Raw genomic sequence first — 23,520 nt, 5'->3', positions numbered from 1 at the left:
ATGGCCGGCACCCTATCTCCAGAGCGCGAAATCGTCGCCACCCCTGTGCAGCGCGCCACGCGCGAGGCGCTTTATGCCGGCGCCATCGCGCTTGGCCTGTTCGTGCTGTTCATCGGCCTGAGGACCGATCAGAACATCTCGAACGAACTGATCCTTGTGCAACGCTGGTGGCTTCTCTTTACCGTGGTTGTGCTGACCATGGTCGGACGCTTTGTCTATGTCGCCTATGGCCAGCCCTTCCTGGCCAAACAGAAGATCGCCGACATCGCCACCGGCCTGTTGCCGGACAGTGTGGCGACGCGATTCTTCCGGTTGCCATATTTCATCGCAGCCATCGCGGTAGTGGCGGTGCTGGCTGTTCTGGCCGGCTCCCTCGATGGTTTGCTGGGCCCTGGTCTTGCCGGTTATGCGCGGTTTGCGCGAGCGCTGGCGATCATCTATGCCCTCGCCTCGGTGCTGTTCTATTTCCGCAGCTTCATCCATGCCCACTTCTCGGCATTGGGCATCGCCGCACTGGCGATTTATCCTGTCGTCGTCGTGCTGGTGCTGGCGCTGTACAGCGGATCGATGGCTGGTGGCTTTCAGGGCTCACTGAAATGGGTCGATAATTTCGGTATCCAGATCCTGATCTATGTGATGCTGGCGTGGGGATTGAATATCGTCGTCGGCCTCGCCGGCCTGCTCGATCTCGGCTATGTCGCCTTCTACGCCGTCGGCGCTTATGCCTATGCGCTGCTCGGCACGCATTTTGGCCTGTCGTTCTGGATCCTGCTGCCGGCCGCCGGCGCCATGGCTGCCTTCTGGGGCGTGCTTCTGGGCTTTCCGGTGCTGCGCCTGCGAGGCGATTATCTGGCGATCGTGACGCTGGCCTTCGGCGAGATCATTCGCCTCGTGCTGATCAACTGGCGTGAGGTCACCAATGGTTCGGCCGGCATCTCCGGCATCCCGAAGGTCACCTTCTTCGGGCTGATGTCGTTCAACGTCTCGGATCCTAACTATATCGCCAAGGTGTTGGACATCGCCACCTCGAGCGCCTACTACAAGATATTCCTCTACTACCTGATCCTCGGGCTCTGCCTGCTCACCGCCTTCGTTACGATAAGGCTCAGGCGCATGCCCGTCGGCCGCGCCTGGGAAGCGCTGCGAGAGGACGAGATCGCCTGCCGCTCGCTCGGCATCAACACCACCACCACCAAGCTCACGGCTTTTGCCACCGGCGCCATGTTCGGCGGCTTCGCCGGCTCGTTCTTCGCCGCGCGGCAAGGTTTCGTCAGCCCGGAATCCTTCATCTTCCTGGAATCGGCGATCATCCTCGCCATCGTCGTGCTCGGCGGCATGGGCTCGCTGGTTGGCATTGCCGTCGCCGCCATGGTGATGATCGGCGGCACCGAGGTGCTACGCGAACTCGATTTCCTGAAGCAGGTGTTCGGTCCGGATTTCACGCCGGAACTCTACCGCATGCTGCTGTTCGGCATGGCCATGGTCATCGTCATGGTTTGGAAACCGCGCGGGTTCGTCGGCAGCCGTGAACCGACCGCCTTCCTCAAGGAGCGCAGGGCTGTATCCGGCTCCTTCACCAAGGAGGGCCACGGCTGATGAGTGATGCGAGCTCGATTCAGAAAGCCAACCCGGGCATGAACGATGCCATCCTGCAGGTCGACCATCTGTCGATGAAGTTCGGCGGTCTGGTCGCCATCGGTGATCTGTCCTTCCAGGCCAGGCGCGGCGAGATCACCGCGCTGATCGGGCCGAACGGCGCCGGCAAAACCACCGTGTTCAACTGCATCACCGGTTTCTACAAACCGTCGGAAGGCATGATCACGCTCAATCGGCGCGACGGCTCGAGCTATCTGCTCGAACGCCTGCCTAACCACGAGATTCCGGCGCGCGCCAAGGTGGCACGCACCTTCCAGAACATCCGCCTGTTCTCGGGCATGACGCTGCTGGAGAATCTGCTGGTGGCGCAGCACAACAAGCTGATGAAGGCGTCCGGCTATACCATTCTCGGCCTGTTCGGCTTCAGCGGCTACCGAGCCGCGTCGGCCGAGTCGATCGATCTCGCCAAGCATTGGCTGGAAAAGGCCGATCTCCTCGATCGAGCCGACGATCCGGCCGGCGACCTGCCCTATGGCGCGCAGCGGCGTCTGGAGATCGCGCGGGCCATGTGCACGGGTCCGGAACTGCTCTGCCTCGACGAACCGGCCGCCGGTCTCAATCCGAAAGAATCGATGGCGCTCAACGCGCTGCTGATGGACATCAAGGACAACACGGGCACCTCGATCCTGCTCATCGAGCACGACATGGCGGTGGTCATGCAGATTTCCGACCATGTCGTGGTGCTCGAATACGGGCGCAAGATTTCCGATGGCAGTCCGCAGGCGGTACGCACCGATCCGCGTGTCATCGCCGCCTATCTCGGGGTCGAGGATGAGGAAGTCGAGACGGTGCTGACCGAAGTCGGCGACGAAGACGTCATCGAGCAGCTGGATACGGGTCCGGATTCGGCGCACGGCCCGGGCACGTCATCGTCCTATTTCGCCGGACCGGTGACCGACACGGTCGGCCATAGCGAGGGCGAACGCGTAACGGTGTCGAAGGGCGCCTCGAAAGCCGGGCAGTTCGATGCGAGGTCGAGTGCGGCAGCAAGCAAGGCGGCCTCCCCGGCGGCAGCCAAGCCCAGCGCGAAATCTTCTGCCGCAAAACCCTCCGCGGCAAAGCCAAGCACCAAAGCGCCGGCCAGGTCCAAGGCCGCCGGCGTTTCGAACCGGCTCGCGGCACCGCGTGGCGGAAAGGCCGACAATCTGACCCGCATCAAGGGCATTGGCACGGTCAACGAGAAGAAGCTCAACCAGCACGGCATCTTTCATTTCGACCAGATCGCGGCATGGAAGAAAGCCGACGTTGAGGCCGTCGAGGCTTATCTCGCCTTCGACGGACGGATTGCGCGCGAGGACTGGATTGGCCAGGCCAAGCTTCTTGCCGCCGGCAAGGAGACGGAATTTTCGCGCCGCGTCGACGCCGGGACGGTGGAGACGAGCCATCCCTCCGGCCGTGCTTCCGGGAAGACTGGCAAAGCAGATGCGCCTGCGGCGGGCAAGCGCGGAGGGCGTAAATGATGGCCGGTACAACGCTGCTCGATATCAAGGGCGTCCAGACCTATTACGGCAACATCAGGGCGCTGAACGGCGTCGATGTCACCGTCAAGGAAGGGGAGATCGTGGCGCTGATCGGCGCCAACGGCGCCGGCAAGTCGACGCTGATGATGACCATTTTCGGTGCGCCACGGGCGCGGGCGGGCACCATCACTTTCGCCGGCACCGACATCACCCAATTGCCGACCCATGAGATCGCGCGCATGCGCATCGCCCAGTCGCCGGAGGGAAGGCGCATCTTCCCGCGTATGACGGTGATGGAAAACCTGCAGATGGGCGCCAGCCTCGACAACCTCAAGCATTACGACGAGGACGTCGAAAAAGTGTTCACGCTGTTTCCGCGCTTGAAGGAGCGCATTGCCCAGCGCGGCGGCACGCTGTCGGGCGGTGAGCAGCAGATGCTGTCGATCGCACGTGCGCTGATGGCGCGGCCGAAGCTGCTCCTGCTCGACGAGCCGTCGCTGGGCCTGGCGCCGCTGATCGTCAAGCAGATTTTCGACGCCATTCGCGAGCTGAACCGCACGCAAGGACTAACCGTGTTCCTGGTCGAGCAGAACGCCTTTGGCGCGCTGAAGCTCGCCACGCGCGGCTATGTCATGGTCAACGGCAATGTGACGATGAGCGGCACCGGCAAGGAGCTGCTCGCCGATCCGGACGTGCGCGCCGCTTATCTCGAAGGCGGCCATCACTGAGTTCAGGAGACATCAATTATGCAGGGCATTCTCTATGAGGAACCCTCGGTCTGGCAGTTCTTCTTCGTCACCTGCCTGCTCGGCGGTTGGGCGGCATGGATGACGGGCAAGGCCTGCGCCCAGACGTGGCGCAGCCTCATCCAATTGTTTGCCTATCTGCTCGGCCTCGGCATCGTCGTAAGATTCATCCATCACGCGCTGTTCGAGGGCACGATGTTCTCGTTGCAGTACTACATAGTCGACACCATCGTCCTGATGATATTAGGCTTCATCGGCTATCAATACACACGCACCAATCAGATGGTGACACAGTATAATTGGCTCTACGAAAGAGCATCGCTTTTGAGCTGGAAACCAAAAGGTTGATGTTCATCATTAACGTCGTTTCGGGGATGAATCGGCGTGACAAGTGCCTGAAAATCGGCAAAGTACCCTTTCTGCGAGTAAAAGTGGGCATCGCATGAAAGCATCATTCACGCCCACTCTGTAAATGGGAGCGTTTTACATGAGAAAATCACTTTTGTCCGCCGTCGCCCTGACCGCGCTCGTCGCGTTCAGCGGCAGCGCGTGGGCTGACATATTGGTCGGCGTCGCCGGTCCGATCACCGGTCCGAACGCCGCCTTTGGCGCGCAGCTGCAGAAGGGCGCCGAACAGGCGGTCGCCGATATCAATGCGGCGGGCGGCATCAATGGCGAGCAGATCAAGCTCTCCGTTGGCGACGACGTCTCCGATCCGAAGCAGGGCATCTCGGTCGCCAACAAGTTCGTCGGCGACGGTGTCAAGTTCGTGGTCGGCCACTTCAACTCGGGCGTTTCGATCCCGGCATCGGAAGTCTACGCGGAAAACGGAATCCTCGAGATCACGCCGGCCGCGACCAACCCGCAGTTCACCGAGCGTGGCCTGTGGAACACGTTCCGTACCTGCGGACGCGACGACCAGCAGGGCAGCATCGCCGGCGCCTATCTCGCGGCAAACTTCAAGGACGCCAAGGTTGCGGTCATCCATGACAAGACGACCTATGGTCAGGGTCTTGCCGACGAAACCAAGAAGGCGATGAATGCCGCCGGCGTGACGGAAGTTATGTATGAAGGCGTCAATGTCGGCGACAAGGACTTCTCGGCGCTGATCGCCAAGATGAAGGAAGCCGGCGTTTCCATCATCTATTGGGGCGGCCTGCACACCGAAGCCGGCCTGATCATCCGCCAGGCGGCTGACCAGGGCCTCAAGGCGACGCTGGTTTCCGGCGACGGCATCGTGTCGAACGAGCTTGCCTCGATCGCCGGCGATGCGGTCGCGGGCACGTTGAACACGTTCGGCCCGGATCCGCGTCTGATCCCGACGAACAAGGAACTCGTCGAGAAGTTCCGTGCGCAGGGCTTCGAGCCGGAGGCCTACACGCTGTACTCCTACGCCGCCATGCAGGCGATCGCGGCAGCCGCGACGGCCGCCAAGTCGAACGATCCGCAGGAAGTCGCCAAGGCTCTCAAGGCCAGCGGCCCATTCAAGACTGTGCTCGGCGACCTTTCTTATGACGCGAAGGGCGATCCGACGCTGCCTGGCTACGTCATGTACGAATGGAAGAAGGGCGACGACGGCAAGTACACCTACATCCAGAAAATGTAAGCCTGTCGACGACGACAATTTCGGAATGCCCGGCGCTTCGCGCCGGGCATTTTTTCGTTGAAATTCTGTTCGACGGCCAAAAGTGATTTAAATCGGTTTAAACGCCGCCCGATTTTGTTTGCGCTGCAGCATTTTCGCGTTAATCATGGCGCCAGTTCCCTTCCCCGTCAGCGTCTGGAGCCTTGTCCTTGGCAATTACGAAGATCCTTGTCGCCAACCGGTCCGAAATCGCCATCCGCGTCTTCCGCGCGGCCAACGAACTCGGGCTCAAAACCGTGGCGATCTGGGCGGAGGAGGACAAATACTCGCTGCACCGCTTCAAGGCCGACGAAAGCTATCAGGTCGGGCGCGGGCCGCATCTGACCAGAGACATGGGGCCGATCGAAAGCTATCTATCGATCGAGGAAGTGATCCGCGTCGCCAGGCTTTCGGGTGCCGATGCCATTCATCCGGGTTACGGGCTGTTGTCGGAAAGTCCTGAATTCGCCGAAGCCTGCGCCAAGGCCGGCATCATCTTCATCGGGCCGAAGCCGGATACGATGCGCAGGCTGGGCAACAAGGTCGCCGCGCGCAACCTGGCGATCGAGGTCGGGGTGCCGGTGATCCCCGCCACCGATCCGTTGCCCGATGACATGGAGACGGTCAAGAAACTGGCCAAGGAGGTCGGCTATCCAGTGATGCTGAAGGCGTCATGGGGCGGCGGCGGCCGCGGCATGCGCGCCATCCGCTCCGAGGCCGACCTTGCCCGCGAGGTGACGGAGGGCAAGCGCGAGGCGAAAGCCGCCTTCGGCAAGGACGAGGTTTATCTCGAAAAGCTGATCGAGCGCGCCCGTCATATCGAGGTGCAGGTGTTAGGAGACACACATGGCAATGCCGTGCACCTGTTCGAGCGCGATTGCTCCATCCAGCGCCGCAACCAGAAGGTGGTCGAACGCGCGCCGGCGCCGTACCTCGAAATGTCATTGCGCAAAGAGCTTTGCGATTACGCGCTGAAAATCGCCCGCGAGACGGACTATATCGGCGCCGGAACGGTCGAATTCCTGCAGGACGCCGACACCGGAAAATTCTACTTCATCGAGGTCAATCCGCGTATCCAGGTCGAGCACACCGTCACCGAGCAGGTGACCGGCATCGACATCGTCAAGGCGCAGATCCACATCCTCGATGGGTTCGCCATCGGCACGGCGGAATCGGGTGTGCCAGCGCAGAAGGATATCAGGCTCAACGGCCATGCGCTGCAGTGCCGCATCACCACGGAAGATCCCGAGCATAATTTCATTCCCGACTATGGCCGTATCACCGCCTACCGTGGCGCCACCGGTTTCGGCATCCGCCTCGACGGCGGCACCGCTTATTCGGGCGCGGTCATCACCCGCTTCTACGACCCGCTGCTGGAGAAGGTGACGGCCTGGGCGCCGACGCCGGCCGAAACCATCGCCCGCATGAACCGGGCGCTACGCGAGTTCCGTATCCGCGGCGTGGCGACCAACCTTACCTTCCTCGAGGCGATCATCAATCACCCGAGTTTCGCCGACAATTCCTACACGACCAAGTTCATCGATACGACGCCGGAACTGTTCGCGAGCGTGAAGCGGCAGGACCGCGCGACCAAGCTGCTCAACTACCTGGCCGACGTCAGCGTCAACGGCCATCCCGAGACGCGCGGCCGGCCGCAGCCGAAGGCGGATGCGGCGGCGCCCATGGTGCCGTATCTCAACGGCAATGTGCCTGATGGCAGCAAGCAGAAGCTCGACGCGCTGGGGCCGACGAAATTTGCGGCTTGGATGCGCGCGCAAAAAGAGGTGCTGGTCACCGACACGACGATGCGCGACGGGCACCAATCCCTGCTCGCGACGCGCGTGCGCACATATGACATCGCCGGCATTGCGGGCACCTATGCGCGCGCTCTGCCGCAGCTTTTGTCTCTGGAATGCTGGGGCGGAGCGACGTTCGACGTCGCCATGCGCTTCCTCACCGAAGACCCGTGGGAACGGCTGTCGCTGGTGCGCGAGGCAGCGCCCAATTTGTTGCTGCAAATGCTTTTGCGCGGCGCCAACGGCGTCGGCTACACGAACTATCCCGACAATGTCGTCCAGCATTTCGTCAAACAGGCCGCCGCCGGCGGCATCGACCTGTTCCGCGTCTTCGACTGTTTGAACTGGGTCGACAACATGCGTGTCGCCATGGATGCGGTCGGCGCCGAGGGCAGACTGATCGAAGCGGCGATCTGCTACACCGGCGACATACTCGACCCGGCCCGAGCCAAATACGACCTCAGATACTATGTCGCGCTGGCCAAGGAGTTGCAGGCGGCCGGCGCCCATATCATCGCGGTCAAGGACATGGCCGGGTTGCTCAAGCCGAGTGCTGCCCGCGTCTTGTTCAAGGCGCTGCGCGATGCGACCGATCTGCCGATCCATTTCCATACCCACGACACTTCAGGCCTGTCGGCGGCGACGGTGCTTGCGGCGGTGGACAGCGGCGTCGATGCAATCGATGCCGCGATGGACTCGCTGTCTGGCAACACCTCGCAGCCTTGCCTAGGCTCGATCGTCGAGGCGCTGAAGGGCACCGAGCGGGATCCGGGCCTCGACCCGCAATGGATCAGGAATATCTCGTTCTACTGGGAGGCGGTGCGCAACCAGTATGCCGCCTTCGAAAGCGACCTGAAAGGGCCGGCCTCGGAGGTTTACCTGCACGAGATGCCGGGTGGGCAGTTCACCAACCTCAAGGAACAGGCGCGCTCGCTCGGTCTGGAGACGCGCTGGCACGAAGTGGCGCAGACCTATCATGACGTCAATCTGATGTTCGGCGACATCGTCAAGGTGACGCCGTCGTCCAAGGTTGTCGGCGACATGGCGCTGATGATGGTAAGCCAGGACCTGACGGTTGCCGATGTCGAAAATCCGGCCAAAGATATCGCCTTCCCGGACTCGGTCGTTTCCATGCTGCGCGGCGATCTCGGCCAGTCGCCCGGCGGTTGGCCGGAGGCGCTGCAGAAGAAGGTGCTGAAGGGCGACAAGCCGATCACCGTGCGACCTGGCTCTCTGTTGAAAGCAGCCAATCTCAAGGCCAGCCGCAAGGAGATCGAGGACAACGTCGAGCGCAAGCTTAGCGAATTCGAATTCGCCTCGTGGCTGATGTATCCGAAGGTCTTCTCCGACTTCGCCGCAGCCCAGGAAACCTACGGGCCAGTCAGCGTGCTGCCGACGCCGACCTATTTCTACGGCATGAAGCCGGAAGACGAGATCTTCGTCGACATCGAGAAAGGCAAGACGCTGGTGGTGCGCTGCCTGGCCATCGGCGATGTCGACGAGAAGGGCATGGTGACCGTGTTCTTCGAACTCAATGGCCAGCCGCGTCGCGTCAAGGTGCCGGACCGTGCCCATGGTGCCTCCGCCGCCAAGGCGCGCCGCAAGGCCGAGCCCGGCAATGAGGCACATGTCGGCGCGCCGATGCCGGGCGTGGTCTCGGCGCTTGCCGTTGCCGCCGGCCAGGCGGTCAAGGCCGGCGACGTGCTTTTGTCGATCGAGGCGATGAAGATGGAGACGGCATTGCATGCCGAGCGTGATGGGGTCATCGCCGAAGTGCTGGTGAGTGCCGGCGACCAGATCGACGCCAAGGATCTGCTGATCGCCTTCGGGTAAGGTAGAAATGTTGCCCAGGTAGAGTTGGCGGCAACCCTTCATGCCGCATCGATAACAGCTTGACCGGTCGCCCCCGGTCGGGCATCGAACCGCTGCAAATTCGCCGCGATAGTTCCTGAGTCGCGGCATGGAAAAACGACGCGGAGAAAAAATGGCCGACGACATCACCGAAACCAGCCAGACTGTTGCCGCCGGCCAGCTGCGAGCCTTCATCGAGCGTATCGAGCGGCTCGAGGAAGAGAAGAAGACCATTGCCGACGACATCAAGGAAGTGTTCGCCGAGGCCAAGGGCACCGGCTTCGACACCAAGGCGATGCGGTCCATCATCCGGCTGCGCAAGAAGGATCAGGCTGAGCGGCAAGAGGAAGAATCGATCCTCGATCTCTACAAAGCCGCACTCGGCATGGTGTAAGGCTGATAACAGCCCTGGGCGCCGGTCGCGGCGCGCTCAACGGGTCGAGCCATGAGCGAATTCGACTTTGGCGTCCGCCGCGCCTCTGAATTCCGCCAACGCGGCTTCTGGACGCTGTTCGCGGAACGGCATCCGGAAGAAAGGGATCTGATGGCGCGGCGCGGACCCTGGTTCTGGCAGCGCGGGCTGCCCGATTTCGCATTGGTCCTTTCCATGTATGTCGCGCCGGCGCAGAACCATGTCGGCGTCTTCTTCGGCCGCAACGAGAAGTTCGGTGCCACGGGAGCCTGGTCGCGATTGAAGCCGTTCCAGCCGGCGATCGAAGACAGGTTGAAGCTCAGGCCGGAACAGAGTTGCGAGGGCCTCGGCATCAATTCGCTGTGGCGGGTGAACTGCTATGCCGAGGACAATTGGCCAGCCATGGCCGACTGGCTGGTGACGGAAGCATCGCGTTTTGAACGCGCCGTCGCCGAAGTTCTGGGCGACGGTGGCGAAGCCGATTCGTGAATTTGCGTCGCAGCGGCCTGAGCCTAGAGCAATTCCAGGAAAAATGCGTAGCGCTTTCCCTGAGGAATTGCGTAAAAACAAATACTTAGAGCGGTTCGGCGTTTCCGTGAAACGATGAGCCGCCCTAGTTCGGCTCCGGCGTGTCGCGGCCAATCGCATCGAGATGCTGTTGCAGCGCCAAATGGTCGAGTGCATCCACCCGCAGATTGGTGAAAAGCGAGATGCGGTTGTTCAGCATGCGATAGGCGTCAGCGAAAGCAAGGTGCAGTTCGGCTTCGGTGCCGCCTGCCTTGGCTGGGTCCGGTATCGACCAGAGCGCCGTCATTGGATGACCCGGCCAGATCGGGCAGGATTCGTTGGCGGTGCTGTCGCAAAGCGTGAAGATGAAATTCATTTCAGGCGCGTCGGGCTCGGCAAACTCGTCCCAGCCTTTCGAACGAGCGAAGCTCGTATCGTAGTTGAGGCTTTCGAGCAGCTGCAGCGCGTAGGGATTGACCTCGCCTTTCGGTTGCGAACCGGCGGAAAAGGCCTTGAACCTGCCGGCACCGATCCGATTGAGGATGGCTTCTCCCATGATGGAGCGCGCCGAATTGGCGTTGCAAAGAAACAGCACGTTGTAGACATTATCGCTCATCTCAAGACCTCCTTGGCAGGCGACTGGATGATGGGGCGGCAGGTTGCGGCAAGGTGTCTTTGCCGAGATGCCAACAAGGGCGACGTAGAAAGGTTTCACGACCGTTTGATGACAATCTGCCAAATCATACGCTTGCGTGCCGATGATCGACCTGCGTTGACAGGCTTGCAGCTTTGGACATCTCTGCGGCGCTCGAACGAGAAGCCGCATCGATGAGTGCGCCAGAAACCTTCAAAGGCGAAGACGGCAAGGCAAGCGACGCTTCGGGCTTCTTCCGCTCGCGCTGGCGAGGCACGGCCCCGCTCGACCGGCTGTTCTGGCGCGATCTTGTCCTTGTCGGCACGGCGATCAACATCGCATTTTCGGTGCTGGCGCTGATCCTGCTCGGGCTGAAGCTGCCGCTCGCTCTCGCTCTGGCGGTGCATTTCGCGCCGGTACCGTATAATTTCTTTCTGACGTTTGCCGTGTGGCGGACCGCCGAGCATACCGGCGGCATCAAGGCTTCGCTGATGACGCTGGGCGCTGTGCTGTGGCTGATAATGGTGGTGGTGATCTGACGCCCGCAAAGGGCGGCCGAAGCCGTCCTTTGCCACCGTCGAATTGCAATCAGGCAGCCGGCTCGAATTTCAGCGCGACGCCATTGATGCAATAGCGCAGGCCGGTTGGCGGCGGGCCATCTTCGAAGACATGGCCGAGATGGCTGCCGCAGCGGGCGCAGTGGCATTCGGTACGGACCATGCCGTAGCTGCGATCGACGGTCGTCTCGACCGAACCCGGCACCGGGTCGTTGAAACTCGGCCAACCGGTGCCGCTCTCGAATTTCAGCTTGGATTCGAACAGGGGCTGGTCGCAGCCGACGCAGGAAAAGGTGCCGGCGCGCTTCTCGTGAAGCAAGGCGCAGCTGCCTGGCCGCTCGGTGCCGTGGTTGCGCATCACCGCATATTGCTCTGGCGTCAGCCGCGCGCGCCATTCGGCATCAGTGCGGGTGACGGGGTAGGTGTGGCTATCCATATTTTTGCCTCTTAGCTCATGCCGCTACTTGGGTTTGCCTTCCCAACTTCGCTTAAAATAGGCATTCGTTACAGCGTTTGCCCGTATTTTCGATGCTGCGAAGAATTCCTCAGGTGATCGCTGCGAGGTACCGCTTAACCGAAGCTGTAAATGCCGTCTTTGCATCTCCGATGACGTTCTGATTCCACCATGCGCCATAGATGTGGTCGAACTCGAAAGGCTCCAACGCAGCCTTGATGCCGCGCACTTTCGCCGCATTGAGCGGGATGTAGTTCGGATAGCTGTACATGAAACTGACATGGCGGCGGGTCGGCGTCACCTGCAAGATGTCGCCGGCCAGGATGGCGTCGCCGTCGTCGCGCTTCCAGTGCAGCACCTGGCCGCCGGCAAAGTGACCGCCACAACGGATAAGTGTCAGCGAGGGATTTAGGGCGCGCGTCTCGCCCTCCCAGCTGATAACAGCCGGATGCGGTCGCATGATCCACTTGCGATCGTCGGTGTGCAGGTAAATCGGCACCCCGCCAAACGCGTCGCTCCACTCGACCATTGCCGAATAATAATGGCAGTGCGAGATGGCGATCGCCGCCAGACCGCCCCGCCGGTTGATTTCTGCCACCGCCTCGTTGCTGACCATCGAGATACAATCCCACAGCACATTGCCGTGCGGCGTTTGCGCCAGCAACGCCCGCTGACCGATGGCGAAGCGCGGCTCGACGCCGAAGGCGAGCACGCCGGCGTCGTCTTTCATCACGATCCGATGCCCGGCGGCGAGCTCTTCCGGCGTGATCCAGGCCTGGCCCTCCCAACGCACATATTGCCGCTCGTCCTCACAAATCGGGCAGTGGTCCGGCGGCGCGGCTGCCTCCGCGAACTGGACGCCACATTGCAGGCAGAGGAAACAGGTCATTAGCCTTCCTGTCTTGCGTTCCGAAAATCCACTCAGTGCTTCCTTGAAAGCTGTTTCGTCGCGGCTTCGAGCCCTGCGAGCGTCAGCGGAAACATGCGGCCGACGAAGATGTCGCGGATCATGGCGATCGAATGAGTATAGCCCCAGTGTTTCTCATTTTCCGGGTTGAGCCATACCGCGTTCGGCCATTGCTGCAGCAAACGGCCGAGCCAGACGACGCCGGCCTCCGGATTCCAGTGCTCGACCGAGCCACCGGGATGCGCGATCTCATAAGGGCTCATCGAGGCATCGCCGACGACGATCACCTTGTAGTCCGGACCGTATTTGTGGAGGAGATCGAAGGTCGGAATTACCTCCGCATGGCGGCGGCGATTATCTTTCCACACGCCTTCGTAAAGGCAGTTGTGGAAGTAGAAATATTCGAGCTGGCGGAATTCGGCGCGGGCAGCCGAAAATAGCTCTTCGACGCTTTTGATGTGATCGTCCATCGAGCCGCCGACATCGAAGAACATCAGCAGCTTCACGGCATTGCGCCGCTCGGGCCGTGTCTGCACGTCGAGATAGCCATGTTCAGCCGTGGCGTGGATGGTGCCGGGCAGATCGAACTCCTCCTCGGCGCCTTCGCGCACCCAGCGGCGCAGGCGCTTCAGCGCGATCTTGATGTTGCGGGTGCCGAGCTCGACGGCATCGTCGAAATTCCTGAACTCGCGCTTGTCCCAGACTTTCACCGCTCGGCGGTTGCGGCTCTCATGCTGGCCGATACGAACGCCTTCGGGATTGTAGCCATAGGCGCCGAAAGGCGAGGTGCCGCCGGTGCCGATCCACTTCGAGCCGCCCTGGTGGCGGCCCTTCTGTTCTTCCAGCCGCTGCTTCAGCGTTTCCATCAGCCTTTCGAAACCGCCGAGCGCCTCGACCAGCTTTTTCTCCTCATCGGTCAGGTGCTTTTCGGCAAGCCGGCGCAGCCATTCCTCCGGAATGTTTTCGACATCGACCGCGCTTTCGCCAGCCAGCGCTTCGACGCCTTTGAAGACGTGCGAAAAGACTTGGTCGAAGCGGTCGATGTGGCGCTCGTCCTTCACCAGTGCTGAGCGGGCGAGATAGTAAAACCCTTCGACGTCGTAGTCGACCAGCCCCGCCTCCAGCCCTTCCAGCAGCGACAGATATTCCCGGAGCGAGACCGGAACCCGCGCAGCCTTCAGTTCGAGGAAGAAAGGGATGAACATGCACCATCTATAGCAGATCATACTCGATGAAGCCGGTCCGCCGCGCCACGTGGTCGTAGAGCTTGCGCGCGGTGGTGTTGGTCTCGTGGGTCATCCAGTAGACGTTCTTGACACCGATCTTGCCGGCTTCCTGCTTCACCGCCTCGATCAGGGCGGCGCCGACGCCCTTGCCGCGCACATCCGCGTCGGCGAACAGGTCCTGGAGATAGCAGTTGTTTACCTGGGACCAGCAGGAGCGATGGTAGAGGTAGTGCGTCAGGCCGACCGCCTTGCCGTTGAGGGTGGCGATGAAACCTTTCGGCTCGAACTCGCCTGCCGTGAACAGGCGCTTCCAGGTCACGGCGTAGACGTCCTCCGGCAGCTTGGTTTCGTAAAAGGTGAGGTAGGCGGTCCACAGACGCTGCCAATCGGCATGGTCGGATTGTGCAAGTGGGCGGACGGTGATCTCGGTCATTTCAGTTCCCTCTGAGGTCTGCAGCCCGATCCATCCAACAGAATCGGGATCAGGAATATCTTTGCCTATCCTGCCGGCAAATTATACTCGCGAAAAGCGGTCGCGAGCATGCGCAGTGCCTCTCGTGCCCGCGGCGCCAAAGCGTGCGAGTGCAAAACGATCTCCGAAGACGGAATTGGCGGCAGGCCGAGTTTGCGGCCCACGTCGACAAGGCCGGGGGGAACGACACGGTGGGCGAGGGCGGCAATGGCGAAGCCGGCCGATACCGCGACGTTGACGGCCGCGCCGCCACCGCCCACGAAAGCCTCACTCCAGGCGATGCCTGCCCTATCCAGCGCCTCGACCGCCCTCAGGCGGTCCGGGCAGTTGCATACGGTGCTTAAAAGAGCCAGACGCAATGGCGTTCCGGGCCGCCATTCGAAGGCAGGGGCCGCGAACCAGCCATAATGGGTGCGCGACAAGGCTTCGCCGCGTCGACTGTCATCTTCCTGGTGCACGATCACCGCGTCGAGCTCGCCGCGATCGAACGCTCCTTCCAGCATGGAGCTGGTGTCGATCCTGATGTTGAGCGCGAGCGACGGATCATGGGCATGAAGCTGGGCTATGAGTGTGGAAAGCTTAGGCCCCGCGACATGATCGACAAAACCGAGAGCAAGCCGACACGGCGCTGCGGAAAATTCCGCGACGGCGCGTTCATGGGCGGCAAGGAATTCACGGGCCGCGGGAAAGAAGACCGCTCCCCTTGCAGATAGAGCCACACGGCGCGGGGTTCGTTCAATCAAACGCGCGCCGAGCTTTTCTTCGAGCCGGCGCAGCTTGACGCTGATCGTCGCCTGGGTGCTCCCCATCGCGGCAGCTGCCCGGGTGAAGCTCTGCAGGTCGGCCACCATGAGGAAGGTGCGCACGGCGTCGACATCAAGGCTGGTCATTACCACCATTCCATTTTGTCATTTCTGAAATAGAAACGCATAGCCTTTTTTCATAGTCAAGCCTCGTCTATGTCATGTCGGCCGCAGTTTGAAGGGCGCCGCTCGCAGCCCCTCTGAATGCTCCGATGGAAAGTGATCGATATGACGTTTCAAATTGACCGAAACACCGTTGCACTCGCAGGCGCCTGCCTTGCCTCGCTGCTGTTTGGCCTTGAAATCTCCAGTGTCCCGGTGATCCTTCCGAAACTGGAAAGCGTGCTCGCCGCCGACTTCAAGGATCTGCAATGGATCATGAACGCCTACACCATTGCCTGCACGACGGTGTTGATGGCGACGGGGACATTGGCCGACCGTTTCGGCCGCAAGCGCGTGATGGTAATCACCACCGTCGCCTTCGGCTTCGCCTCTCTGCTATGCGGTCTCGCACCGAGCGCTCCACTTCTGATCGTCGCGCGCTTTCTGCAAGGCCTTGCAGGCGGCGCGATGTTCACCTGCAGCGTGGCGGTGCTGTCCCACCAGTTCCAAGACGGCAGTGAACGCGGCAAGGCCTTCGTTGCGTGGAGCGTCGTCTCGGGCATCGGGCTTGGTTTTGGTCCCGCCATTGGCGGAATGATCGTAACGCTGTCGAGCTGGCAGTGGGTGTTCCTCATCCACGTGCCACTCGCCATCCTTGCCCTGGTTTTCATTGGCGCCGGTGTCACCGAATCGCGCGACCGTAACGCCCAGAAGCTTGACCGGACCGGCATCCTGACGCTCTCGCTTGCAGTGTTCGGCTTCTCCTATCTGATCACGCAAGGGGCCGATCTCGGCTCTGGCGCCCGCATCGGTGTGACAAGCGCGGCCGTGCTGGCCTTCATCGCGTTCCTTGTTGCCGAAAAGATCAATCCCTATCCGATGTTCGATTTCTCGGTATTCCGCATTCGCCAGTTTTCGGGAGCGATCATGGGCGGCATCGGCATGAATTTCAGCTACTGGCCGTTCATCATCTATCTGCCGATCTATTTTTCGGGAGTCCTCGGCTATGACAGCACCACGACCGGCTTGTTGCTGCTCGTCTACACGCTTCCCCTGATGCTGATGTCCTCGATCGCCGAGCGCTTGCGCGCCCGCTATCAGGCGCGGGTGGCGATCCCGCTCGGGTTGTTGACACTGGGGATCGGCTTTATCGCCATGTGGATAGGTTCCGGGCTCGACGGAGCCAACTGGCTGACCATGCTGCCCGGCACGCTGATTGCCGGCATTGGCATCGGCCTGACCAATTCGCCGACCACCAACACCACGACCGGCTCAGTGTCGCCGGATCGTGCCGGCATGGCTTCGGGCATCGATATCAGCGCGCGCTTGATCACGCTCGCCATCAATATCGCGGTGCTGGGTCTGCTGTTGACGCAGGGGATTGTTTCTTATCTGCGGGACGCATTGGGCTCGGCCTTGGACCTGAATGAACTGCGCGCGCTGGCGGAAAAGATAGCCGCCGGAAATCTCGACGGCCTCTCGCAACACTCGCCCAAGCTCGCGACCCTCGATCCGTCCGGCGCCATCGTGCATGCCGCTCTGGTCAACGGTTTTGGCTGGGTCATGCTCTATAGCGGGATCGGCGTTCTTGCTCTTGCCGTCATCAGCTTCATCATCTTCGGCCCCAAAAATGTCGCGCTGCAGGAGGCCAGAGGCCATCATCCTGCTCAGAGCGCAGGCGAAGCCCGCTCATAGGAGCGCCTTCCAGCTCGGCGTCAGAGGCCGAATTTCTGCGGCTCAGGATGACCGTTCCTCACCCCTGCCTTCGCGCCATGAAAGCCAGCCGCTCGAACAGATGCACGTCCTGTTCGTTCTTCAAAAGCGCACCGTGCAGCTTGGGCAACGCGTTCTTCGGGTCGGCGCGCAGATCCTCCGGCGCGATATCGTCGGCGACCAAGAGCCTGATCCAGTCGAGTGCCTCGGAGGTCGACGGCTTCTTCTTCAGGCCCGGCACATCGCGGATCTCATAGAACTGGGTCAGTGCTGCACGCACCAGGTTCTGCTTGATACCGGGATAGTGCACGTCGACTATTCTGTGCAGCGTCTCGACGTCGGGGAAGCGGATATAGTGGAAGAAGCAGCGGCGCAGGAATGCGTCCGGCAGTTCCTTCTCGTTGTTGGAGGTGATGATGACGATCGGGCGCACGGCGGCGCGGATCGTCTCGCCAGTCTCGTAGACGAAGAACTCCATTCGATCGAGTTCCTGCAACAGATCGTTGGGGAACTCGATGTCTGCCTTGTCGATCTCGTCGATCAAAAGCACCACCTTCTTGTCGGCGGCAAAGGCGTCCCACAGCTTGCCGCGTTTGATGTAGTTCCTGATGTCGTTGAACCTGATATCGCCGAGCTGGCTGTCGCGCAGCCGCGAGACGGCGTCATACTCGTAGAGGCCTTGCTGCGCCCTTGTCGTCGATTTGACATGCCATTCGATCAGCTCGAGGCCGAGCGCCGCCGCCACTTGCCTGGCCAGTTCGGTCTTGCCGGTGCCGGGCTCGCCCTTGACCAGCAGTGGCCGCTCCAGCGCGATCGCCGCGTTGACCGCCACCATCAGATCCTTGTCGGCGACATAGGCCGCCGTGCCTTCGAAACGCATTCTTGCTCCTCAGTGTTCATGCCAACCGTAAGGAGACAGCCCAGCCTGTGCAAGGCGCAGCGGCGAGGGCTCGGCAAAACCTCATGCCGACGCAGTTCCCAAGCAGGCCGTCGTGACGAATTAAGCCGCCGAACATGGCTGTCTCTCTGGCGCTTGGCCGACTGCCGGCCTATATTGGTTGCGACGGTCTGCGCTTCCCGGCAGGAGAACATTTTCCCCGGGGCCTTAATGATCCCTAGGGAGCTGTCCCTGGGAAGACCCGTGGGTTTTCTCATACGGCGCCCACCTACTTTGTAGGTTCCCGGGATCGCTCTCTCCACCGGTTGTGTGGATCGTCACTCGACCCAAAGGATCCACTCGCGTTTCGGTGGATCATGCGGTGGAAAACGTCGCTCCCAAAACTTCAACCAGATCCGACCTTTTCTACCTTGGCTCCATGATTTCTCCCAAAGAACTGAAAAAAAATTTGCGACGCGAAGCACTCGGGCGCCGCGACGCGCTCGATCCGTTCTGGCGGGTGGAAGCGGCGCTCGAAATGGCCGAGACGGCACGGGATAGCATCGCCATAGAGCCGGGCCAGATCGTCTCCGGCTTCTGGCCGATGCGCTCGGAGGTCGACGTCCGGCCGCTGATGTTCGCCCTGCGCGAGAAGGGTGCAAGGCTCTGCCTGCCGGCCATACTCGACAAGACCACCATCGTCTTTCGCGAACTGGTGCGCGGCGCGCCGATGATCGAGATGGGCTTCGGCACGGTCGGACCACATGAGGCGGCCGAGGTGCTCGATCCCCAGGTGATGATGGTGCCGCTCGCGGCTTTCGACGCGCGCGGACACCGCATCGGCTACGGCGCCGGCTACTATGACCGCGCGATTGCACGTCTTGCCGACAAGGGGCAGCCGCCCCGGCTGATCGGCATTGCTTTCGACTGCCAGGAGGTGGCGCTGGTGCCGGACGAGCCGCACGATGTGATCATTCCAGAAATACTCACCGAGAGCGGGTTGCGCCGGTTCGCGCCGAAATTGTAGATAAGTTCCTGGACGCATGGTCTTTTCCGAAAGTCATGCAGCTTTTTGCTTTGCTGACCTTTGGGTCTGGATCATGTTTAGATGAGACTTCTCTTCCTCGGCGATATGGTCGGCAAGACGGGACGCACGGCGGTGTGGGAACAACTGCCCGGCTTGATCTCGGATTTCAAACTCGACTTCGTTATCGTCAATGGCGAGAACGCCGCAGGCGGCTTCGGCATCACAGAAGAGATCTTTCGCGAGACGATTTCGGCGGGCGCCGATGTCGTCACCACCGGCAACCATGTCTGGGACCAGCGGGATGCGCTGGCTTTCGCGCCGCGCGAGGAACGGTTCCTGCGTCCGTCCAATTTCCCCAAGGGCACGCCGGGGCGCGGCTCCGGCGTCTACATCGCCAGGAACGGCGCGCGCGTTCTGGTCGCCAACATCATGGGTCGGGTGTTCATGCATCCCGAACTCGACGATCCGTTCCAAGCCGGTGAGCGCGAGCTTGCCGCCTGCCCGCTCGGCGAGCAGGCCGATGCGGTGGTCATCGATTTCCATGCCGAGGCGACCTCTGAAAAAATGTGCTTTGCGCATTTCGTCGATGGCCGCGCCAGCCTGGTCGTCGGCACCCACACGCACCAGCCGACCGGCGACCATCATATCCTCAATGGCGGCACCGGCTACATCTCCGACGCGGGCATGTGCGGCGACTATGATTCATCGCTCGGCATGGACAAAGAGGAGCCGCTCAACCGGTTTTTGTCGAAGGTGCCGAAAGGACGCTTCGAGGCCGCGACCGGCCCGGCGACATTGTGCGGCGTCGGCGTCGACATTTCGGATCGCAGCGGGCTGACCGAGCGGATTGCGCCGTTTCGCCGCGGGCCGCGGCTCGAGGAAACGGCGCCATCTTTCTGGTCGTGATATTGATATGAACGCCTGCGATACCTAACTGCCGGCGACACTGCTCTAGATCGTAAGAGGGGACGACCTCCATGCAGCTCATCGAATTCCTGGCGCCACATTTCGCCTTTGTCTCCGATCCGACCGCATGGGTCGCGTTGCTGACCCTGATCGTGCTGGAGGTCGTGCTCGGCATCGACAATCTGATCTTCATCTCGATCCTGACCAACAAACTGCCGGAGGCACAAAGAGCCCGCGCCCGGCGGCTCGGCATTTCTGCCGCGCTGATCATGCGGCTGGTGCTGCTTGCAACCATCTCGATCATCGTCCAGTTGACGGCGCCGGTATTCACCGCTTTCGGCCATGGTTTTTCCTGGCGCGATCTGATCCTGATCGCCGGCGGCCTGTTCCTCGTCTGGAAGGCGACCAAGGAGATCCACCACACGGTCGACCTCGAGGATCACCAGGATACGATGATGGGCGAGACGCTGCAGCTTTCGCTGGCCGGCGCGATTTTCCAGATCCTGCTGCTCGACCTCGTCTTCTCGATCGATTCGATCATCACAGCGGTCGGCATGACCGACGAGATCGCCATCATGTATATCGCCGTCATCGTGGCGGTCACCGTGATGATGTTGGCGGCCGGACCGCTCGCCGAGTTCATCGCCAAGAACCCGAGCATCGTCATGCTGGCGCTCAGCTTCCTGCTGATGATCGGCATGACGCTGATCGCCGACGGCATGGGCTTCCATGTGCCGAAGGGCTACATCTACGCCGCCATGGGTTTTTCCGCCCTTGTCGAGGGCCTGAATATGCTGGCGCGACGTCGGAGAAAGGCAAAGTCCGGCGCGGGGCATTAAACACGGTCCGAAAAGCGACGCCGCATGAAAGGAAGCACTGTGAGCAGGAGGGGGCTTAGCCGTGATGTGCAACCAGCTGTCCAGGCTGGCTGATCTGCCTGACGATCAAATTGATACTTCCGACATTCAGGAAGCTCCGATCGAGAACTGGATTCATGCTCGCCGCGGGCATCTTTGCCGGCCGCTCAAGCAGCCGGTGAAAAGCGGCGATCCCGAACGCTCCAACTAACCGGTCGGCACGCCCTTCGGATGACGGTCGCCGATCAGGCCAAGCGTCAGGCCTTGCTCCAGCCACGCCTTGGCGCCGGCGAGCACCAGCGCGAAGCCATCGGTCGAGCCGATCGCCTGCTTGACCTGCTCGTCGGCACTGCCGGCAAAGCCGAAATTGCGAACCTCGATAAAGGTCGTGCCGCCGGGCATCTCGGTAAAGGTCCAGACCACGGTGGTCGGCGGATCGCTCCATTGCATGACGATCCTTTCGTTCCTGACGAGTTCGCCGACCGTGACCGGCGTCGAGACACCGTACATGCGCCACTCCCAGCGAACCTCCTTGCCGCTGTCCAGCCTGTTGCTGCCATGGGTGAACCAGAATTTCGTCGTGATCGCCGGATCGACGATGGCCTCGAACACGTCTGCGACCGGTCGCCGGATCAGCATGCCGGCTTCGGCGACCGGTGCCTCACGGATTTCCATATCGTCCTCCTTTCCGAACGGGCTTCTGTCACCAGGCGTCGGGTTCGCGCACCATGTGAACGATGTTGGCCGGATTGGTGATCCAGCCGCCGCGGAAACCGTCGCCCAGCGCCTCAATGGCGTCGCAGCGCACGATACCGGCCTTGGCAAGATGACCGGCTGCGGCCGGAAAATCATCGGTGAACAGCTCCAGCCAGATCTCGGCCTGGCTCAGCATCGGCGCTTCGTCGATCCATAGGCGATTAGGGCCGAGTTCGAAGCCGGTAGCGGGAGCCTTGGCCGTGAACGGTTTCAGGCCAACGACGTCGCGATAGAAGGCGATCGTCTGCTGGTATTGGTGGGGCGGCACTTTCATGGCGATGTTGATGCCGCCGGTGATCTTCGCAGTCATTCTTTCCTCCGTCTTCTCAGATGTTGTCTTCACTTGCAGGCTCCCCCTTCATCTCGCTGCGGTAATAGCCGTCGCGCAGATTGATGCCGTATTCGACATAGGCCTTCATGCAGGCCAGCATCTGCGACCAGCCCTCGCAATTGAGGTAAGACTTCTTCAGACCGACGGCGTCCTCGTGCCAGCCGGTCTCGGCGATGGTGACGAAGGTGCCGCCATCGTCCAGCGGTTCGAAATTCATCTCGATGCGCGTCTTGTAGGCCGGCTTGCCCTCGGCGTCGGTTGCGTCCCAGCGCAGCACGATGCGGCTGTCTTTCTCCACCTCGTCAACCTCGACCGGAACCTTGCCCCACCAGACGACGCCGGCACCCGCCACCAGCGGCGCGCTGGCGCCGCCGATCGTGGTGAAATAGCCGCTGAGCTTCTTCGGATTGACGACCGCATCGAAGACTTCTGCGACCGGTTTGCCGATGCGGCCCGAAATCCTGAATCCAAAAGACATATCCACAGCTCCTTCCTTGATCAGATCGATATTATGTTATAAAAACATAACATGTCAAGCAAAGCGCAGGACGACGATGTTTTCAAGGCGCTGGCGCATCCACGCCGGCGTGCGCTGCTGGACGAACTGAAGGACGCGCCGCGGACCACCGGCATGTTGTGCGATGCCTTTCCCGACATGGACCGCTGCACCGTCATGCTGCATCTGAAAGTGCTGGAAGATGCCGACCTGGTCGTGGCGCGGCGCGAGGGCCGCGAACGCTGGAACCATCTCAATGCGTTGCCGATCAAGCAGATCCACGATCGCTGGATCAGCCAGTACGCCACGCACGCGGTCAGCATTCTCGACCGCCTGAAATCCGATCTGGAAGGGTGAATGACTGCCGGAATGCAGCTGGCGGGCGCGTTGCGCACCACCCTTACGGCGCGGCTGGACGAATTGAGCCGATTTATCTATAAGCCGGCCATTCCGAGATAGAGCGCCGTACGTCCTTCCGGACGCACCAGGGACGTTCTGAAATTTTGAATTCGAGCATTTTGGCTAGGGCGAGTTGATAACCTCGCTGCAGGATGCTCTGCCAAGAAGACGACAGGGGTGCCATGGCTGGCCATTCACAGTTCAAGAACATCATGCACCGCAAGGGCCGGCAGGACGCGGTGCGGTCGAAAATGTTTTCCAAGCTGGCGCGCGAAATAACCGTCGCCGCCAAGAGCGGCACGCCGGATCCGTCGATGAACCCGCGCCTGCGCTTGGCCGTACAGAACGCCAAGGCGGTGTCGATGCCGAAGGACAACATCCAGCGCGCCATCAACAAGGCATCGATGGGCGACGCCGAGACTTACGAAGCCGTGCGCTACGAGGGCTACGGGCCAGGTGGCGTCGCGCTGATCGTCGAGGCGCTGACCGACAATCGCAACCGCTCGGCGTCGAATGTGCGTGCCGCCTTCACCAAGGCCGGTGGAGCGATGGGCGAAACCGGCTCGGTGTCGTTCATGTGGGACCGTGTCGGCGAAATTTTTTATCCGGTATCGGTCGGCAGTGCCGAGAAGGTCATGGATGCGGCGATCGAGGCTGGCGCCGACGACGTCCAGTCGGACGAGGAAGGCCACACGATCTACTGCGCTTTCGAGAATCTCGGCGAAGTGTCGAAGGCGCTGGAAGGCGCGCTCGGCGAAGCAGAATCGGTGAAGCCGATCTGGAAGCCGCAGACCAACATTGCGGTCGACGAGGAGCGGGCACAGTCGCTGATGAAGCTGGTTGCCACGCTCGAGGACGATGACGACGTGCAGAGCGTCTACGCCAATTTCGAGGTCGACGAAGAGACCATGGCGAAGCTCAGCGCGGCATGAGCACGGCATCAGCGGAGCT

Annotated in this window: 25 protein-coding genes and 1 other RNA gene; 16 read left to right on the top strand and 10 right to left on the bottom strand. The window is 61.4% G+C overall.

Annotated elements, in window-relative coordinates; all coding sequences use genetic code 11:
• From livM to NKH73_RS03855, 8 genes are all read left to right on the top strand, one after another.
• Entirely contained in the window at window positions 1-1,596 is a 1,596-nt protein-coding gene (gene livM / locus NKH73_RS03890) for a high-affinity branched-chain amino acid ABC transporter permease LivM (RefSeq protein WP_352928289.1), read from the top strand.
• On the top strand, window positions 1,596-3,116 hold the full coding sequence (locus tag NKH73_RS03885) for an ATP-binding cassette domain-containing protein (protein WP_352928287.1): 1,521 nt from the start codon (window positions 1,596-1,598) through the stop codon (window positions 3,114-3,116). The genes livM and NKH73_RS03885 overlap by 1 nt, the downstream gene beginning before the upstream one ends.
• Complete coding sequence (locus NKH73_RS03880) at window positions 3,116-3,844, top strand: ABC transporter ATP-binding protein (RefSeq protein WP_352928765.1); 729 nt, start codon at window positions 3,116-3,118, stop codon at window positions 3,842-3,844. The genes NKH73_RS03885 and NKH73_RS03880 overlap by 1 nt, the downstream gene beginning before the upstream one ends.
• Before the next feature lie 18 nt (window positions 3,845-3,862).
• Window positions 3,863-4,210 carry a DUF6867 family protein gene (locus NKH73_RS03875; RefSeq protein ID WP_352928285.1) on the top strand — a complete coding sequence of 116 codons (348 nt, stop codon included), beginning with the start codon at window positions 3,863-3,865 and terminating at the stop codon, window positions 4,208-4,210.
• Between the two features lie 139 nt (window positions 4,211-4,349).
• On the top strand, window positions 4,350-5,468 hold the full coding sequence (locus NKH73_RS03870; protein WP_352928283.1) for a branched-chain amino acid ABC transporter substrate-binding protein: 1,119 nt from the start codon (window positions 4,350-4,352) through the stop codon (window positions 5,466-5,468).
• Between the two features lie 188 nt (window positions 5,469-5,656).
• Window positions 5,657-9,115: a pyruvate carboxylase gene (gene pyc, locus NKH73_RS03865; protein ID WP_352928281.1), complete on the top strand. Its 3,459-nt coding sequence runs from the start codon at window positions 5,657-5,659 to the stop codon at window positions 9,113-9,115.
• Between the two features lie 151 nt (window positions 9,116-9,266).
• Window positions 9,267-9,527, top strand: coding sequence for a DUF2312 domain-containing protein (locus NKH73_RS03860; RefSeq protein ID WP_023719653.1), 261 nt, complete (start codon window positions 9,267-9,269; stop codon window positions 9,525-9,527).
• A gap of 51 nt (window positions 9,528-9,578) precedes the next feature.
• Window positions 9,579-10,034: a hypothetical protein gene (locus NKH73_RS03855; protein WP_352928279.1), complete on the top strand. Its 456-nt coding sequence runs from the start codon at window positions 9,579-9,581 to the stop codon at window positions 10,032-10,034.
• Between the two features lie 124 nt (window positions 10,035-10,158).
• Here NKH73_RS03855 and NKH73_RS03850 read toward each other — a convergent pair whose 3' ends face one another.
• Complete coding sequence (locus NKH73_RS03850; RefSeq protein WP_352928277.1) at window positions 10,159-10,668, bottom strand: arsenate reductase ArsC; 510 nt, start codon at window positions 10,666-10,668, stop codon at window positions 10,159-10,161.
• A gap of 212 nt (window positions 10,669-10,880) precedes the next feature.
• Between NKH73_RS03850 and NKH73_RS03845 the strand changes: the two genes are divergently transcribed.
• Window positions 10,881-11,225 (top strand): hypothetical protein, encoded by a 345-nt coding sequence (locus tag NKH73_RS03845; protein WP_352928275.1) that lies wholly within the window; start codon window positions 10,881-10,883, stop codon window positions 11,223-11,225.
• A 49-nt stretch (window positions 11,226-11,274) separates the two neighbouring features.
• Here the strand turns inward: NKH73_RS03845 and msrB are convergent, their stop codons facing one another.
• The 5 genes from msrB to NKH73_RS03820 form a co-directional block, all read right to left on the bottom strand.
• Window positions 11,275-11,679 (bottom strand): peptide-methionine (R)-S-oxide reductase MsrB, encoded by a 405-nt coding sequence (gene msrB / locus NKH73_RS03840; protein ID WP_027152870.1) that lies wholly within the window; start codon window positions 11,677-11,679, stop codon window positions 11,275-11,277.
• A gap of 109 nt (window positions 11,680-11,788) precedes the next feature.
• Complete coding sequence (locus NKH73_RS03835; RefSeq protein ID WP_352928273.1) at window positions 11,789-12,586, bottom strand: MBL fold metallo-hydrolase; 798 nt, start codon at window positions 12,584-12,586, stop codon at window positions 11,789-11,791.
• A gap of 32 nt (window positions 12,587-12,618) precedes the next feature.
• A complete protein-coding gene (locus NKH73_RS03830) occupies window positions 12,619-13,809 on the bottom strand; it encodes a vWA domain-containing protein (RefSeq protein WP_352928271.1) in 1,191 nt (396 codons plus the stop codon).
• Window positions 13,810-13,816: 7 nt separating this feature from the next.
• Window positions 13,817-14,263: a GNAT family N-acetyltransferase gene (locus NKH73_RS03825; protein WP_095487457.1), complete on the bottom strand. Its 447-nt coding sequence runs from the start codon at window positions 14,261-14,263 to the stop codon at window positions 13,817-13,819.
• Window positions 14,264-14,328: 65 nt separating this feature from the next.
• A complete protein-coding gene (locus NKH73_RS03820; RefSeq protein WP_352928269.1) occupies window positions 14,329-15,192 on the bottom strand; it encodes a LysR family transcriptional regulator in 864 nt (287 codons plus the stop codon).
• Window positions 15,193-15,333: 141 nt separating this feature from the next.
• On the opposite strand from NKH73_RS03820, the gene NKH73_RS03815 reads away from it, so the two are divergent.
• Window positions 15,334-16,902: an MFS transporter gene (locus NKH73_RS03815; protein WP_352928267.1), complete on the top strand. Its 1,569-nt coding sequence runs from the start codon at window positions 15,334-15,336 to the stop codon at window positions 16,900-16,902.
• Window positions 16,903-16,960: 58 nt separating this feature from the next.
• Here the strand turns inward: NKH73_RS03815 and NKH73_RS03810 are convergent, their stop codons facing one another.
• Complete coding sequence (locus NKH73_RS03810; RefSeq protein ID WP_352928265.1) at window positions 16,961-17,800, bottom strand: AAA family ATPase; 840 nt, start codon at window positions 17,798-17,800, stop codon at window positions 16,961-16,963.
• 182 nt (window positions 17,801-17,982) lie between these two features.
• On the opposite strand from NKH73_RS03810, the gene ssrS reads away from it, so the two are divergent.
• The 4 genes from ssrS to NKH73_RS03790 all read left to right on the top strand — a co-directional run bounded on the left by ssrS (window position 17,983) and on the right by NKH73_RS03790 (window position 20,569).
• Window positions 17,983-18,138: non-coding RNA, 6S RNA (ssrS, locus tag NKH73_RS03805), on the top strand.
• A 98-nt stretch (window positions 18,139-18,236) separates the two neighbouring features.
• On the top strand, window positions 18,237-18,824 hold the full coding sequence (locus tag NKH73_RS03800; protein WP_352928263.1) for a 5-formyltetrahydrofolate cyclo-ligase: 588 nt from the start codon (window positions 18,237-18,239) through the stop codon (window positions 18,822-18,824).
• Window positions 18,825-18,905: 81 nt separating this feature from the next.
• Window positions 18,906-19,730, top strand: a complete 825-nt coding sequence (locus tag NKH73_RS03795) for a TIGR00282 family metallophosphoesterase (RefSeq protein ID WP_095495408.1) — start codon at window positions 18,906-18,908, stop codon at window positions 19,728-19,730.
• Window positions 19,731-19,801: 71 nt separating this feature from the next.
• A complete protein-coding gene (locus NKH73_RS03790; protein WP_352928260.1) occupies window positions 19,802-20,569 on the top strand; it encodes a TerC family protein in 768 nt (255 codons plus the stop codon).
• A 225-nt stretch (window positions 20,570-20,794) separates the two neighbouring features.
• Here the strand turns inward: NKH73_RS03790 and NKH73_RS03785 are convergent, their stop codons facing one another.
• The 3 genes from NKH73_RS03785 to NKH73_RS03775 are packed head-to-tail and all read right to left on the bottom strand — an operon-like array spanning window position 20,795 to window position 22,152.
• Entirely contained in the window at window positions 20,795-21,262 is a 468-nt protein-coding gene (locus NKH73_RS03785; protein WP_352928258.1) for an SRPBCC family protein, read from the bottom strand.
• A gap of 28 nt (window positions 21,263-21,290) precedes the next feature.
• The gene (locus NKH73_RS03780) at window positions 21,291-21,653 is read right to left on the bottom strand and encodes a hypothetical protein (protein ID WP_352928256.1); all 363 of its coding nucleotides are present in this window, start codon (window positions 21,651-21,653) and stop codon (window positions 21,291-21,293) included.
• 16 nt (window positions 21,654-21,669) lie between these two features.
• Entirely contained in the window at window positions 21,670-22,152 is a 483-nt protein-coding gene (locus NKH73_RS03775; RefSeq protein ID WP_352928254.1) for an SRPBCC domain-containing protein, read from the bottom strand.
• Window positions 22,153-22,203: 51 nt separating this feature from the next.
• On the opposite strand from NKH73_RS03775, the gene NKH73_RS03770 reads away from it, so the two are divergent.
• Together NKH73_RS03770 and NKH73_RS03765 are read left to right on the top strand one after the other, a co-directional pair.
• The gene (locus tag NKH73_RS03770) at window positions 22,204-22,527 is read left to right on the top strand and encodes an ArsR/SmtB family transcription factor (RefSeq protein ID WP_352928252.1); all 324 of its coding nucleotides are present in this window, start codon (window positions 22,204-22,206) and stop codon (window positions 22,525-22,527) included.
• Window positions 22,528-22,751: 224 nt separating this feature from the next.
• Complete coding sequence (locus NKH73_RS03765; RefSeq protein WP_352928250.1) at window positions 22,752-23,501, top strand: YebC/PmpR family DNA-binding transcriptional regulator; 750 nt, start codon at window positions 22,752-22,754, stop codon at window positions 23,499-23,501.
• Window positions 23,502-23,520 lie beyond the last annotated feature (19 nt).

Origin of the sequence: Mesorhizobium sp. M0938 (assembly GCF_040319125.1) — a bacterium.
GTDB lineage: Bacteria > Pseudomonadota > Alphaproteobacteria > Rhizobiales > Rhizobiaceae > Mesorhizobium > Mesorhizobium robiniae.
The sequence above is the reverse complement of the archived record's forward strand: the minus strand, read 5'-3'. Positions and strand labels throughout refer to the sequence as shown.